This window comes from Nonomuraea monospora, assembly GCF_039531895.1.
GTDB lineage: Bacteria > Actinomycetota > Actinomycetes > Streptosporangiales > Streptosporangiaceae > Nonomuraea > Nonomuraea monospora.
The window spans coordinates 151,089-163,778 of the sequence record NZ_BAAAQX010000017.1; the positions used below are offsets into that span (position 1 = coordinate 151,089).

The following is a 12,690-nucleotide window of genomic DNA, read 5'->3' on the forward strand; positions in this document are numbered from 1 at the left end:
CGTGGATCTTCGGGGGATGTGTCGCCACATGCGCAATAACACGGAGCTACGCTGAGACCGCCATGTGGACGAAACTCGTGCCGGTCACGGCACTCATCGCCTCGGTCGCGCTCACCGGCGGGACCGCATACGCCGCGCCGACGACACCTGTCGGTGGCGAGGCGCTGGGCAGCCGCGGCCTCGTCGCCCCAGCGGGCGTCAAGAAGCCGCCCAAGAGCAAGGCTACTTCGTACGTCATCGCGGACGCCGACACGGGTGAGGTGCTGGCCGCCAAGGACCCCCACGGGCGTTACCTGCCGGCCAGCACCCTGAAGACGCTGACCGCGCTCACCTTGATCCAGAAGCTCGACAAGAACCGCAAGGTCCGGCCCAGCCACAACGCCTGCAACCAGGAGGGCAGCGCGGTCGGCCTGACGCCGAAGGTCACCTACAAGATCGACGACCTGTTCAAGGCGCTGATGATGTCGTCGGGCAACGACGCCGCCATGGCGCTGGCCGAGGCGAACGGCAGCCTGGCCCAGACCATGACCGACATGAACGCCGAGGCCAAGCGGCTGCAGGCGAACGACACCGTGGCCAAGACGCCCAGCGGCCTGGACAAGCCGGGCCAGAGCAGCTCGGCCTACGACCTGGCGCTGATCGCCCGCGCGGGGCTGGCCAACCCGGACTTCCGGCGTTACATCAGTACGAAGACCGCCAAGTTCCCGGCGCCCAAGGGCTACTACGAGATCAGCAACCACAACAAGCTGCTGTGGCGCTACAACGGCATGGTCGGCGTGAAGAACGGCTGGACGTCCAAGGCGCAGGCCAGCTTCGTCGGCGCGGCCACCCGCGGCGGCCACACCGTCGTGGTGAGCATCATGCGGCACGAGGGCGGCTTCTGGGACGAGGTGACGTCGCTCCTCGACTGGGGCTTCTCGGTGCGCGGCAAGGTCACCCCGGTCGGCCGGCTCGTGGACCCGCTTCCCGCCTCTGCGCTCGCCGCGCCGCAGCCATCGGCTGGAGCGCCGAACGCGTCGGCCTCGCCCGCCGTCTCGGTCACGCCGGCCGTCCAGCCGCCGCTGCTCGACACGGCCGCCTCCAAGCAGACCGACTCCACCAAGACGGTCGGCTCGCTGGTGATCGGCGGCGGGCTGCTGTTCGGGCTGATCTGGCTGGGCTACGGGATCCGCCGCAAGCGCGGCCGGTCACGTACCTGAATCTCTGAATCTGGCCGCGAGCGCGGGCGGGTCACGCACCGGACCGCTCGGGCATCGGCGCGGGGCCGTCCCCGGGCGGGCTGTCCACCTCGGTGGACGGGATCGGCGACGGGGACGGCGGCGGGCAGAGCCCCGTCGTGGCGGTCCAGGCCGCGACGAAGAGGATCAGCCTGGCCGAGAAGTTCATCCAGACCAGCAGCCCGACGATGGCCGCGAAGGCGCCGTACACCACGTTGCCCATCGTGGTCGCCAGCAGCAGCGTCGCGATCTGCTTGAGCACGCCGAAGGAGATCGCGCCCAGCAGCGCCCCCTTGGCGATCACCCGGAACGGCTGGGTGGGCCTGGCCACCCAGCCGAGCACGATCACGAACAGCAGCCAGTCGGCCCCCACGCTCGCCGAGATCCCGGCGATCCTGAGCAGCAGCGTGCCCACCATCGTGTCCCCGCCGAACACGAACTTCATCACGTGGTCGGTGGCGGTCGTGGCGAACCCGGCGACCAGGACGGAGGCGATCGCGGTGGCGCCCAGCAGGATCAGCGAGGCGAGGTCGCGCAGCTTGCCGACGAAGAAGTCGAGCGGCGGCGTGGTGGTCATCGACATCTCGCGCAGCGCCCCGCGCAGCGCGTCGAGCGCGCCGAGCCCGGCGTAGAGCAGGCCCAGCAGGCCGATGATCCCCGCGGCCGTCTTGGCCTGGGCGATCTGGTCGAGGTCGAAATTGAGCTTGTCCATGATGCCGGGCAGCCGCTCGGAGATGGCCTCCTGCATCGCGTCCCTGGTGGTCTCGCTGGTGGCCACCACGTAGCCGAGCAGCGAGTACCCCAGCACCAGCAGCGGGAAGAAGGACAGGAACGTGAAGTACGTGACGGCGCCGGCCAGCCGGTCGCCGGACTGGAGCTGGTAGCGCTGCGCCGCCCTGATGAGATGGTCGAGCGACAGCCTGCGCACCCGCCAGTAGTCGAGCCTGCCGCGGCCCCACGCCTTCACCGATTCGACGCGCTCGGTAAGACCCGCCATCACACCCCTCTTCCTACAGAGGCGATCACATCACGACCACCGCCTCGGCGGTCTCCGCCAGGGCCGCCAGAACCACGGGCAGATCGTGATGGAGCAACTGCCCACCACGCTTCACCACACGCCCTCCGACCATGACGGTGTCCACGCAGCCAGTATCGGCGTTCAGCACGACGGCGGCGATGGGGTCGTGCGCGCTCGCCATGCCGAGCCGGTCGGTGCGCAGGAGCTGCAGGTCGGCCTGCTTGCCCGGCCGCAGCGAGCCGACGACCTCGCCGAGCCCGACCACCTGGGCGCCTTCGAAGGTGGCCATGCGCAGCGCGTCGCGGGTGGTGAAGCCGAGGCCCGCGCCGTCGGGCCGGCCGCGTTCGAGCAGGTGGGCGGTGCGCATCTGGCTGAACATGTCGCCGGGCGAGCACACCACCGTGTCGGCGCTGAGCCCGGTCGGGATGCCCGCCGCCCTGAGCCTGCCGGTGGTGGGGTAGCCGATGCCGAGGTTCATCTCGTCCACGGGCGAGACCGAGGCGGTGGCGCCCGTGGCCGCGATGCGCTTGAGCTGCTCGTCGGTGTAGTACAGCGCGTGCACGAACGTGGTGGGGGTCGCCAGCAGCCCGTTCTCCTCCAGGAACGCCAGCCCCCGCGCGGCGCTCTCGCTGCCGTGCCCGCCCAGGTGCGCGGTCACCGGCAGGCCCAGCTCGGCGGCCAGCCGCCACTCCTCCAGCGCGCGCTCCTCGCCGACGATCTCCGGCCCGAGCGCGGCGAGCGCCATCGTGACCAGGCCGGGCGCGCCGAAGTGCGTCTCGCGCACGCGCCTGGTCTCCGCCGCCAGCCCGCCGGGCTCGCCGCCGTAGCAGTAGCCGAAGACCGCCCTGATGCCGGACGCGCGCAGCGCCCGCACGGCTTCGCCGGTGTGCTCGGGGCTGAACTGGGCGTGCGACCAGTCGAGCAGCGTGGTGACGCCGGAGTCGAGGCACTCCAGCGCGCCGGCCAGGTTGCCCGCGTACAGGTCGCGGGGGCGGTGGTTGGGAGCCAACTCGGTGATGATCCGCCGCATGTAGCCGCGGAAGTCGATGTCGGGCGCGACCGCCCTGATGCCGGCCTGCCAGGTGTGGCGGTGCGTGTCGACGAAGCCGGGCAGCACGAGGGCGCCGGTCGCGTCGATCACCTCCGCTCCCGGCTCGGCGGGGAGGCCGGGGCCGACCTCGGTGATCCTGCTGCCGTCGACGCGTACGTCCACCCGACCCAGCACCACGGGCTCGGGCTCGGTGTCGATGACGACACCGTTCTTGATCAGGATGGTGGATGTCATAGCCAAAAGCTTAAGAGGAAGCTTTTCAGAAAGCAATCCGCTGATGGGTATCCTCGATCACGTGAAACCGGACGAGATCGACGCGATGGTGCCCCGCTGGCAGGAAGCGGGCCTGTCGTCGTCGCTCATCGCCACCCTTGAGCTGGGCAAGCGCATCTCGCGCCTCAACATGCTGTTCGAGCAGGCCATCAAGGGCGACCTGGCGGAGCTGGGGCTGACGTACGCCGAGTTCGACGTGCTGGCGGCGCTGCTGCGGGCGCCGTCGTACCGGATGAGGCCCAGCGAGCTGGCCAAGTCGCTCTTCCTCACCTCGGGCGGCATCAGCAACGTGCTGCAGCGGCTGAGCGCGGCGGGGCACGTGGAGCGGGAGGCCGACGAGGGGGACGCGCGCAGCCGCTGGGTCCGGCTCACCGCCGAGGGGCGGCGGCTGGCGGTGGCGGCGCTGGAGACCACCGCCGGCGCCTACCAGGACGTCGCCGCCGGCGTCCCGGATGAGAGCATCCGGCAGGCGGCGGACGCCCTGCGCGAGGTCCTCACCCACCTGAGCCGCCGCCGCCCCCGCTGACCCCGCCCACCCCCGCACCCCTCACCGCGCGACTCGCGACCCCCGTCGCGCGACTCACAGCCCGGCCGCGCGCCGCGCAGGCGCCGTCGAGCGCATTGCGCCCCCGCCGCCTGCAGAGCGCCCCCGCCACGCGCATTGCGCCCCCGCTGCGCGCATTGACGCGGCGCAGGCGACACCGCGCGACTGGCGACTCCCGTCGCGCGTGGCGGGGTCTGTGAGGCGTGCGCTGAGGAGGCGAGCGCGCGGCGGGGGTCGCCATGCGCGCGGCGCGCCCCTGGAGGCCTTGCCGGGCATCCTCAGAGGCCCTGGCGCGTGGCCCAGGTCGCGATGGCGGTGGCGATGGCGTGGGGGCTGTCCTCGGGCGCGTGGTGACCGGCCGGGCCGCAGTGCTCGGTCTGCAGGCCGGCGATGTTGCCCGCGCACCAGGCGGCCATCGCCTCGGTGATGAGCAGCGTGGGCGAGGAGTCGAAGGTGAGCAGCAGCTTGGGCACCTCATCGGTGGTGGCGAGCCACTTGCCGTAGGCCGAGATCCGCTCGACCACGTCGGCCGGGTCGCCGTCGATGGGCTGCGAGCGCGCCCACTGCAGCAGCGGCCGGCGGCTCTCCCTCGTCGGGTACGGCTCCAGGTACGGCCGCCGCTCCTCCTCGCTCAGCGGGTGCAGCACGCCGCCGGTGAACGCGGTCTCCAGCAGGATGTTCTTGTCCAGCACCAGCGTCTCGCCCTCGGCGCTCCTGATGAGCTCGGCCCTGGCGCGCGGCCCGTCGCCCAGTTCGGCCGAGTCGAGCGGCCGGACGAAGGTCTCCAGGAACGCCACGCCGCGCGTGCGGCCGGGGTGGCGGGCAGCCCAGTCGAACGCCAGCGCGCCGCCCCAGTCGTGCCCGACCAGCACCACCTCGTCCAGCCCCAGCGCGTCGAACCAGGCGTCGAGGTAGCGGGCGTGGTCGTCGAACCGGTACGGCACGTCGGGCCGGCCCGAGCGGCCCATGCCGATCAGGTCGGGGGCGAGCAGGCGGCGGCCGGGCGCGGCGACGCCCGGCAGCACCGCACGCCAGATGCGGGAGGAGGCGGGGTTGCCGTGCAGGAAGACGAAGGGGACGCCCTCCCCCTGGTCCTCGTGGTAGAGGGTCGAGTCGAGCACCTTGATCTCAGGCATGTCCGGTCCTTCCAAACCGTTAGTGGCACTAACGAACGTACATCGTTAGTGCCACTAACGCAACAGGTAGGATCGTGCGTGTGACTCACGAGATGGAAGAACAGGCCACCCCCGAAGCGCTCCGCGCCCTGCCCAGCCGGACGTTGTCCCTGGTCGCGATGTACTCCGACCGGCTGTTCAACGAGGGGCTCGGCGCGGCGGACGCCCGCAAGTGGCACTACGCCGCGCTGGCCGCGCTGCGCGAGGCCGGCCCCGTGAGCCAGGCCGAGCTGAGCAGGCGCACCAGCATCTACCGCAGCGACATGGTCGCCGTGATCAACGAGCTGGAGGAGCGCGGCCACGTCGAGCGCACCCCGGACCCCGCCGACCGCCGCCGCAACGTCGTCACCATGACCGCCTCGGGCCGCCGCCACCTGGAGCGGCTCGACAAGCTGATCTCCGACCTCCAGGACGACCTGCTCGCCCCGCTGAGCGGACCGGAACGTGAGCAGTTCTCCGCTCTCCTCGCCCGCCTGCTGGCCCATCATTCGCGGCGCTGAACAGGTGGGTGAACAGGGCGGGTGAGCAGGGCGGAAACCATGGCAGCGGGACATCGGGAGCCCTAGCCTGAGTGCTGTTGGGACCGATCCAGGAGGCGTCACGCCCATGGCCGAAATCAGCACCGGGCAGATGGTCAGGCTCCAGCGCGAGCGCAGGGGGATGAGCACCACCGCGCTGGCCACCCAGTCCGGCTGCACCCCCAGGCACATCGAGCTGATCGAGCACGGCAAACGAACACCCTCGCTCCCCCTGCTGCGCGAGATCGCCAAGGTGCTCGGGGTGCGCACCGCCGTGCTCCTGGGGGAGACGCCGCGCGACTCGCACGAGCCGAGCAGGCCGCAGATCAGCGACATCGAGCGCGCGCTGTTCACCTGCCGGTCGCTGGGGCCCGACATCGAGCCGCCCGACGCCGAGCAGCTCTCCGAACGGGTGGCGGCGGCGCGCAACGCCTGGTTCACCTCCACGCGCCGCTACTCGATCCTCATGGCCGCGCTGCCGTCCCTGGTGGGCGACGCCGAGAGCCTCGCGCTGGATCGCACCCAGCGGTCGTACAGCGTGGCGACGGACGCGTACCTGCTGGCCAGAGGGGTGCTCAAGCACCTGCGGCGGGTGGACCTCGCGCACCTGGCCGCCGACCGGGCGATGCGCTTCGCCGAGGAGTCCGGCGACCCGCTGATGATCGCGTGGGCGTACTGGAACCTGGGGCAGTCGATGTTGTCCGACGACATGCACCAGATCGCCTACGACGTGGCGCGGCGCGGCATCGAGCAGCTCGAACCGCACGTCGGCGACGGCGACGAACGCCACATCAAGGCGCTCGGTGCGCTGCACCTGCTCGCCGCCATCGGCGAGGCCCGCATGGGGGCCGACGACGAGGCCAGGGAGCGGGTACGCGGCGAGGCGGCGCGGCTGGCCGAACGCGTCGACGACTCCTCCAGCGCCTACGACCTGGCCTTCTTCGGCCCCACCAACGTCGCCATCCACATGGCCAGCATCGAGAACGACACCGGCCGCCCCGAGGCGGTGCTGCACCTGGCCGACGACATCGACCTGCGCCGCACGCCGTCCATCGAGCGCCGCACCACCCACCTCGGCCACGTCGCCCGCGCCTGCGAGGACCTCGGCGACGACGCCGCCAGCCTGCTCCACCTGCTGCGGATCGAGCGCGAATGCCCGGAGGAACTCGACCACAAGCTGCTGCTGCGCGAGATGGTCCGGTCGCTGGCGCGGCGGGCCAGGCCGTCGTGGGCGCCGGAGGTTCGCTATCTCGCCGAGCGCCACGACATCCCCATCTGAGCGAACTCTGTGTTCGGTCGATCCGAACGGGGAGATCTTTCGCCTGAGTTCGTCACGCAACGGCGCCTGGATGCGACTCTGCGTCCATGACCAGTGCGCCGAGTGCCGATTTCGTCATGGAACGACTGCTCCAGGAGGCTGCGCGAGAGTTCCCCGGGTGGTCGTTCGAACGAGATCACTCCGGGTGGACCGCCAGCCATGACGAGACCCGCCTCACCAGGCCCAGCCTGGCCGCCCTGCGTGCCCTCCTCCGCGTGCACCGGGCGGCGCGGAGGAGATGACGGGGACGCCGTTCGAGACCGAGTGGCCGCTGGCGGGGCGGCAGCTCGACGCCCTGCGCAGCACGTACCCGGCCTGGGAGATCCACTTCCGCGTCGACGCGCCAGGCACGGCCCGCTGGACGGCCGTCCTGCTGCGGCCCATGACGGCGCAACTGTCGGCGCAGGGGGTGCTGGAGAGCATCGGCTGCTCCGACGCGATCACTCTCGCCTCCACGCTGGCCCGCCAGGCCAGCCTCCTGCACAGCCCCCACAACCCCCGCTTCACCTGACCCCCGGCCCCTGCTCCGCCTGACCCGCGAGCCCCCGATCCCCGATCCCCCGGCCTCCGCCCGGCTTCCCGGACCCCCGGGACGCCGGGCCCGTTCGGCTCAGCTCTCCCCCGCCTCCCCCGCCTCCCTCGCCACCTCCGCCGCGAGGCCGGCGACGACCTCGGCGACCCGGTCCGGCGCCTTGGCGTGCGCCGTGTGGCCCTGGCCGGTCAGCAGCACCCGCCGCGCGCCGGGCAGCACGCGCTCCAGCGCGTCCAGCCGCTCCCCCAGGTGCGCCGGGCTGCGGTCACCCCCCAGCAGGACCACCGGCATCGAGATCCGCGCGTACGCGTCCAGGCGCACCCCCAGCTCGTCCATCGCGGCGTTGTCCTCGATCTGGCGCGGCGCCAGGGCCCGCATCCTGGGCACCACGGCCACGAAGAGCCCCGACAGCAGCGCCACCCAGCCGGGCATGCGCACCGTGTCGCGCACGAAGATGCGCATGGCCCGGCCGGGCCGCCCGGCGGCGATCGCGGCGCGGGCCCGGCGGTGCACCTCCCCGTCGGGGCCGCCCAGCGGCGTGCCGATGACGACCGGCGGCTCGTACAGGACCGCGCCCGCGAAGGCTGACGGCGCCGCCACCAGGGCCTCCAGCGCGATCACGGCGCCCGAGGAGTGCGCGGCGAGCACCACGGGCCCGGCTCCCATCGCCTCGGCCACCGCGAGGGTGTGCTCGACCTCCTGCGCGACCGTGCACGGGGTCTGCCGGTCGAGGTCCAGCCGGTAGCGCCGGCGGTGGAGTCGTACGACGCGGTGGTGTGCGGCCAGCCGCGCGGCCACCGCCGCCCAGGAGGCCCCGTCGTCCAGGCCCGGGTGCAGGACGAGGACGGCGGGGGTGCCGCCGCCCTCGTCGATGGCGCGTGCCTGCGTGCCGTCCGCGGCCTTCGCTGTCAAGATCATGAGAACGCTCCTTAGCGGTGCTAAGCCTGAATTTAGCGCCGCTAAGGAAGCCTGGCAAGGCCATCCAGTTACGCGGTGACCTTGGGTGTGGCGCGCATGCCGACGTAGACGCACCGCGTCCCATCGGTGAGGGTGGCGAAGACGACGGGCATGTAGTCCTCGCTGAAGGACGGCCCCGCGCCGGAGGCCGCGAAGACCGTGTCCGTGACGGGCGCCAGCTCCATGTCCAGCGGGGGCGACAGGTCCTTCATGCCGTCCACGAACTCGTACCGCATCCGCCCCTCGGTCACGGTGATCACCACGCCCTCGCGCCGGTAGGTGCCGTTCAGCGTCGCCCAGTCGATCGCGGGCGGCTCGGCTGCCGGAGCGAAGGGCTCGGGCATCCTGACCCCGGCCAGCTCGCGCAGCAGCTCCGCGAACAGGTCGGCGTACAGGCGGCGGGCGGCGCCGCCGTTGGTGAGCAGGGCGACGGCGACGCCGGCCTCGGGGACGACGCGCAGGTAGCCGTACTGGCCGATGGCGGCGCCGTCGTGGCCGTAGCCGGCGATGCCGTCCCAGTCGTACAGGGTCCAGCCGAGGCCCCAGCCGTCGGCGCTGACGGTCCACTTGTCGGGAACGTCCGTCTCCCTGTGCTGCATCGCCGCGACGGACGCGGCGGACAGGACCCGGGCGCCGTCGGGAGCGGCGCCGCCCGCCAGGTGCATGCCGGCGAAGCGCGCCATGTCGCCGGCGGAGGTGATGATGCGGGCGGCCGGGCCGACGGAGCGCGGCATCATGTCCCAGACGGGCGCGGGGTCGGGGTAGGCGCCCGGCTCGCCGAGGTGGCTCATGGCGACGCGGAAGCGCAGCGCCTCCTCGGGCAGCGTCATCGAGTGGCCGAGGCCGAGCGGGGCGAAGAGGCGTTCCCTGAGCGCCTCGTCCCAGGTCCGGCCGGTCAGCACCTCGACGAGCCGGCCGAGGACGACGTAGCCGAGGCCGCCGTAGGAGAGCGTGCCGGGCGGGCAGTCGAGGGCCACGTCCCTGGCGGCCTTGACGTATTCGGCGAGGCAGTCGTCACCGCGGCCGGTGTCGTGGTTGAAGTCGTTGGTCACGCCGCCGGTGTGCGACAGGAGCTGCCTGACGGTGATCTTCGCGGTGGCCTCGGGGTCGGGGGTGCCGAACTCGGGCAGCACGTCCACGACCCGCGTGTCCAGGGTCAGCAGGCCCTCGTCCACCAGCGTCATGACCAGGGCGGCGGTGTAGACCTTGGCGATCGAGCCGCTCAGGAACACCGAGTCGGCCGTCACCTCGTGGCCCGTGCCACGGTGCAGCACCCCGCTGGCCAGCTCGTGCACGGTGCCGCCGGTCAGGATGGCGAGCTGGGCGCCGGGCACGTGGTGCTTGTCGCGCAGCTCGTCCAGGCGGGCCTGCCAGCGGGCGAGGTCGAGCCTGCGCCCCTGGGAGTCGGCCGAGCCCCAGCCGCCCTCGGCGCGCCAGTTGCCCTGCTCGTCGTGGTTCACGTTCGTCATGATGATCTCCTTTAGTGAGTGGTGAGGACGGGGACGAGCCGCTCGGTACGGGGCCGCATGACCGCGTACGCGAGGACGGCGGCCATCAGCACCCCGGCGGCGCTGATGAGGAAGCCGGTGGACATGGCGCCGGTGAAGGCGTCGCGGGCGGCCTGCGCCAGCCCCGGGTCGCCGGCGGCGAGGGCGTCGGGCAGCGACCTGCGCGCCTGCTCGGGGGCGGAGGCGGGCATGGCGCCGGTGAAGCCGCCGGCGACGACGCTGCCGAGCACGGCCACGCCGAGCGCGGCGCCCATCTGCTGGATGGTGTCGTTCAGCGCGGAGCCGACGCCGGCCTGCTCCTGCGGGACGGCGCCCATGAGCGCGGAGATGGCGGCCGGTGAGGCCAGGCCGCCGCCGGCGCCCAGCAGGAACAGCGCGGCGCCCGTCACCAGGAAGCCGTCGCCGGCCGACACGGTGGCCAGCAGCGCGAACGCCCCGGCCACCACGACCATCCCGCCGGTGGCCAGCACGCGGTTGCCGACCCTGGCGCCGAGCGTCGCGCCGAGCGCGTTGCAGGCCAGCGAGGCCACCGCCATGGGGATGAAGGCCAGCCCGGCCTGCGTGGGCGTGTAGCCGAGCACGAACTGCAGGTACTGGGTGAGCACGAGCAGCAGGCCGCCGTTGCCGATCTGGACCAGCGTGAGCGAGAGGCTGCCGCCGCTGAAGTCGGGGTTCCTGAACAGGCCCAGCGGCACCATCGGGTACGGCGTGCGCAGCTCCCACAGCACGAAGGCCACCAGCGCGGCCACCGCCACGAGCGCGCTGACCTGGAGCGGACCATGCTCGGGCAGCTCGATGATCGTCCAGACCAGCGCGGTCATGCCGGTCATCGACAGAATCATGCCGGCCGGGTCCAGCTTGACGGCCGGGCCCCTGGACTCGGGCATCAGCAGCAGGGCCGCGACGATGGCGCCGATCGCGATCGGCACGTTGATCAGGAAGACCGCGCCCCACCAGAACCAGGCGATGAGCACGCCGCCCAGCACCGGGCCGCCGATCAGCCCGGTCATCGCGACCGCGCTCCAGGCGGCCATGGCCTTGCGCCGTTCCTCCTCGTCGAACACGGTGATCAGGATCGACAGGGTGCTCGGCATGATCAGCGCGCCGCCGACGCCCATCACCGCGCGGGCCGCGATCAGCTCCCCCGGGCCTGTCGCAATGGTGGCCGCCAGCGAGGCGACCCCGAACAGGGCCAGCCCGATGATCAGGACCCTGCGGCGCCCGTACCGGTCGGACAGGCTGCCCGCGGTGAGCAGCAGCCCGGCGAACACCAGCAGGTAGGACTCCATGATCCACTGGATGTCCTGGGCGCTCGCCCCCAGCTCCGCCGCCAGCGGCGGGATCGCCACGTTGAGCACCATGTTGTCGATGACCAGCACGGCCGTGCTCAGGCAGAGCACCACCAGGATCAACCACCGTCGCCGATGAGACATGACCTTCACCTTCTCGCGCACAACGTCTCCGTATGCGAACACTGTACGCACGAGTGACATACGTACGCAACTCCGCGCACGTCGTACTTCTCCGGGCACGAAAAAGGGCCGGGCTGTCACAGCCCGGCCCCTCCGGAAGATCTACAGCTTGGGCAGGAAGCCCACCCTCTCGCGGACCTGCTCCATGGTCTGCCTGGCCACCGCCGAAGCCCGCTCGGCGCCGATGGCCAGCATGCGGTCGAGCTCCTTCTCGTCGGCCAGCAGCTTCTCCGTACGCTCCCTGATCGGCGCGAACGTCTCCAGCACCGCCTCCGCCACGTCCTTCTTGAACGTGCCGTACCCCTGCCCCTCGTAGCGGGCGACCAGCTCGGGGATGGGCGTGCCGGTCAGCGCCGACTGGATGCGCAGCAGGTTGGAGATGCCCGGCTTGTTCGCCTCGTCGAACAGCACCTCGGAGCCCGTGTCGGTGACCGCCCGCATGACCTTCTTGCGCAGCGGCCCCGGCTGCTCCAGCACGTCGAGGATGCCCGCGGGGCTGGAGGACGACTTCGACATCTTCGCCGTCGGGTCCTGAAGGTCGGTGATCTTCTCGACCTCCTTGAGGATGTACGGGTCCGGCAGCGTGAAGGTGTCACCGAAGCGGTGGTTGAAGCGCTGGCCCAGGTCGCGGGTGAGCTCCAGGTGCTGCTTCTGGTCGGCGCCGACCGGCACCAGGTTGGCCTGGTAGAGCAGGATGTCGGCGGCCTGGAGGATCGGGTAGGTGAACAGGCCCACGCTGGCCGCGCTCTCCCCGAACTTGGCCGACTTGTCCTTGAACTGCGTCATCCGGCCGGCCTCGCCCATGCCGGTGAGACAGATCAGCACCCAGGCCAGCTCGGTGTGCTCGCGCACGTGCGACTGCACGAAGACGGTGGAACGCTCCGGGTCGAGCCCGGCGGCGAACAACTGCGCGGCGGCCACGCGGCTGCGCCGGCGCAGCGCGTCGGCCTCCGTCGGCACGGTGATCGCGTGAAGGTCCACCACGCAGTAGAAGGCGTCGTGGGTCTCCTGCATGGTGACCCACTGGCGGACCGCACCCAGGTAATTGCCCAGGTGGAAGGAGTCCGCGGTGGGCTGGATGCCGGAGAGTACACGAGGTCTGGCCAT

Annotated in this window: 12 protein-coding genes; 5 read left to right on the forward strand and 7 right to left on the reverse strand. The window is 71.8% G+C overall.

The window, feature by feature from the left end; all coding sequences use genetic code 11:
* The first annotated feature begins 62 nt into the window (after positions 1-62).
* On the forward strand, positions 63-1,199 hold the full coding sequence (locus tag ABD331_RS30460; protein ID WP_344481908.1) for a D-alanyl-D-alanine carboxypeptidase family protein: 1,137 nt from the start codon (positions 63-65) through the stop codon (positions 1,197-1,199).
* 31 nt (positions 1,200-1,230) lie between these two features.
* Here ABD331_RS30460 and ABD331_RS30465 read toward each other — a convergent pair whose 3' ends face one another.
* Together ABD331_RS30465 and ABD331_RS30470 are read right to left on the reverse strand one after the other, a co-directional pair.
* Positions 1,231-2,214, reverse strand: a complete 984-nt coding sequence (locus tag ABD331_RS30465; RefSeq protein WP_344481911.1) for a YihY/virulence factor BrkB family protein — start codon at positions 2,212-2,214, stop codon at positions 1,231-1,233.
* A gap of 25 nt (positions 2,215-2,239) precedes the next feature.
* Positions 2,240-3,520 carry an amidohydrolase family protein gene (locus ABD331_RS30470; RefSeq protein WP_344481914.1) on the reverse strand — a complete coding sequence of 427 codons (1,281 nt, stop codon included), beginning with the start codon at positions 3,518-3,520 and terminating at the stop codon, positions 2,240-2,242.
* Between the two features lie 61 nt (positions 3,521-3,581).
* On the opposite strand from ABD331_RS30470, the gene ABD331_RS30475 reads away from it, so the two are divergent.
* The gene (locus ABD331_RS30475; protein WP_344481916.1) at positions 3,582-4,085 is read left to right on the forward strand and encodes a MarR family winged helix-turn-helix transcriptional regulator; all 504 of its coding nucleotides are present in this window, start codon (positions 3,582-3,584) and stop codon (positions 4,083-4,085) included.
* A 296-nt stretch (positions 4,086-4,381) separates the two neighbouring features.
* Here the strand turns inward: ABD331_RS30475 and ABD331_RS30480 are convergent, their stop codons facing one another.
* On the reverse strand, positions 4,382-5,239 hold the full coding sequence (locus ABD331_RS30480) for a haloalkane dehalogenase (protein ID WP_344481919.1): 858 nt from the start codon (positions 5,237-5,239) through the stop codon (positions 4,382-4,384).
* Between the two features lie 80 nt (positions 5,240-5,319).
* Between ABD331_RS30480 and ABD331_RS30485 the strand changes: the two genes are divergently transcribed.
* From ABD331_RS30485 to ABD331_RS30495, 3 genes are all read left to right on the forward strand, one after another.
* Positions 5,320-5,778, forward strand: coding sequence for a MarR family winged helix-turn-helix transcriptional regulator (locus tag ABD331_RS30485; RefSeq protein ID WP_344481922.1), 459 nt, complete (start codon positions 5,320-5,322; stop codon positions 5,776-5,778).
* 106 nt (positions 5,779-5,884) lie between these two features.
* Positions 5,885-7,075: a helix-turn-helix domain-containing protein gene (locus ABD331_RS30490; RefSeq protein ID WP_344481925.1), complete on the forward strand. Its 1,191-nt coding sequence runs from the start codon at positions 5,885-5,887 to the stop codon at positions 7,073-7,075.
* Between the two features lie 277 nt (positions 7,076-7,352).
* Positions 7,353-7,625, forward strand: coding sequence for a hypothetical protein (locus ABD331_RS30495; RefSeq protein ID WP_344481928.1), 273 nt, complete (start codon positions 7,353-7,355; stop codon positions 7,623-7,625).
* Between the two features lie 99 nt (positions 7,626-7,724).
* On the opposite strand, the gene ABD331_RS30500 is transcribed toward ABD331_RS30495, so the two are convergent.
* From ABD331_RS30500 to trpS, 4 genes are all read right to left on the reverse strand, one after another.
* Positions 7,725-8,564 carry an alpha/beta fold hydrolase gene (locus ABD331_RS30500; protein ID WP_344481931.1) on the reverse strand — a complete coding sequence of 280 codons (840 nt, stop codon included), beginning with the start codon at positions 8,562-8,564 and terminating at the stop codon, positions 7,725-7,727.
* A 68-nt stretch (positions 8,565-8,632) separates the two neighbouring features.
* Positions 8,633-10,072 carry a serine hydrolase domain-containing protein gene (locus ABD331_RS30505; RefSeq protein ID WP_344481934.1) on the reverse strand — a complete coding sequence of 480 codons (1,440 nt, stop codon included), beginning with the start codon at positions 10,070-10,072 and terminating at the stop codon, positions 8,633-8,635.
* Between the two features lie 11 nt (positions 10,073-10,083).
* Complete coding sequence (locus ABD331_RS30510) at positions 10,084-11,544, reverse strand: MFS transporter (protein ID WP_344481937.1); 1,461 nt, start codon at positions 11,542-11,544, stop codon at positions 10,084-10,086.
* A 141-nt stretch (positions 11,545-11,685) separates the two neighbouring features.
* Entirely contained in the window at positions 11,686-12,690 is a 1,005-nt protein-coding gene (trpS, locus tag ABD331_RS30515; RefSeq protein WP_344481939.1) for a tryptophan--tRNA ligase, read from the reverse strand.

Bases quoted from the DNA above. Each gene is read 5' to 3' on its own strand.
- ABD331_RS30460 (WP_344481908.1), top strand. From the start codon at position 63: ATGTGGACGAAACTCGTGCCGGTCACGGCACTCATCGCCTCGGTCGCG.
- ABD331_RS30465 (WP_344481911.1), bottom strand. From the start codon at position 2,214: ATGGCGGGTCTTACCGAGCGCGTCGAATCGGTGAAGGCGTGGGGCCGC.
- ABD331_RS30470 (WP_344481914.1), bottom strand. From the start codon at position 3,520: ATGACATCCACCATCCTGATCAAGAACGGTGTCGTCATCGACACCGAG.
- ABD331_RS30480 (WP_344481919.1), bottom strand. From the start codon at position 5,239: ATGCCTGAGATCAAGGTGCTCGACTCGACCCTCTACCACGAGGACCAG.
- ABD331_RS30490 (WP_344481925.1), top strand. From the start codon at position 5,885: ATGGCCGAAATCAGCACCGGGCAGATGGTCAGGCTCCAGCGCGAGCGC.
- ABD331_RS30495 (WP_344481928.1), top strand. From the start codon at position 7,353: ATGACGGGGACGCCGTTCGAGACCGAGTGGCCGCTGGCGGGGCGGCAG.
- ABD331_RS30500 (WP_344481931.1), bottom strand. From the start codon at position 8,564: ATGATCTTGACAGCGAAGGCCGCGGACGGCACGCAGGCACGCGCCATC.
- ABD331_RS30505 (WP_344481934.1), bottom strand. From the start codon at position 10,072: ATGACGAACGTGAACCACGACGAGCAGGGCAACTGGCGCGCCGAGGGC.
- ABD331_RS30510 (WP_344481937.1), bottom strand. From the start codon at position 11,544: ATGTCTCATCGGCGACGGTGGTTGATCCTGGTGGTGCTCTGCCTGAGC.
- trpS (WP_344481939.1), bottom strand. From the start codon at position 12,690: ATGGCCAGACCTCGTGTACTCTCCGGCATCCAGCCCACCGCGGACTCC.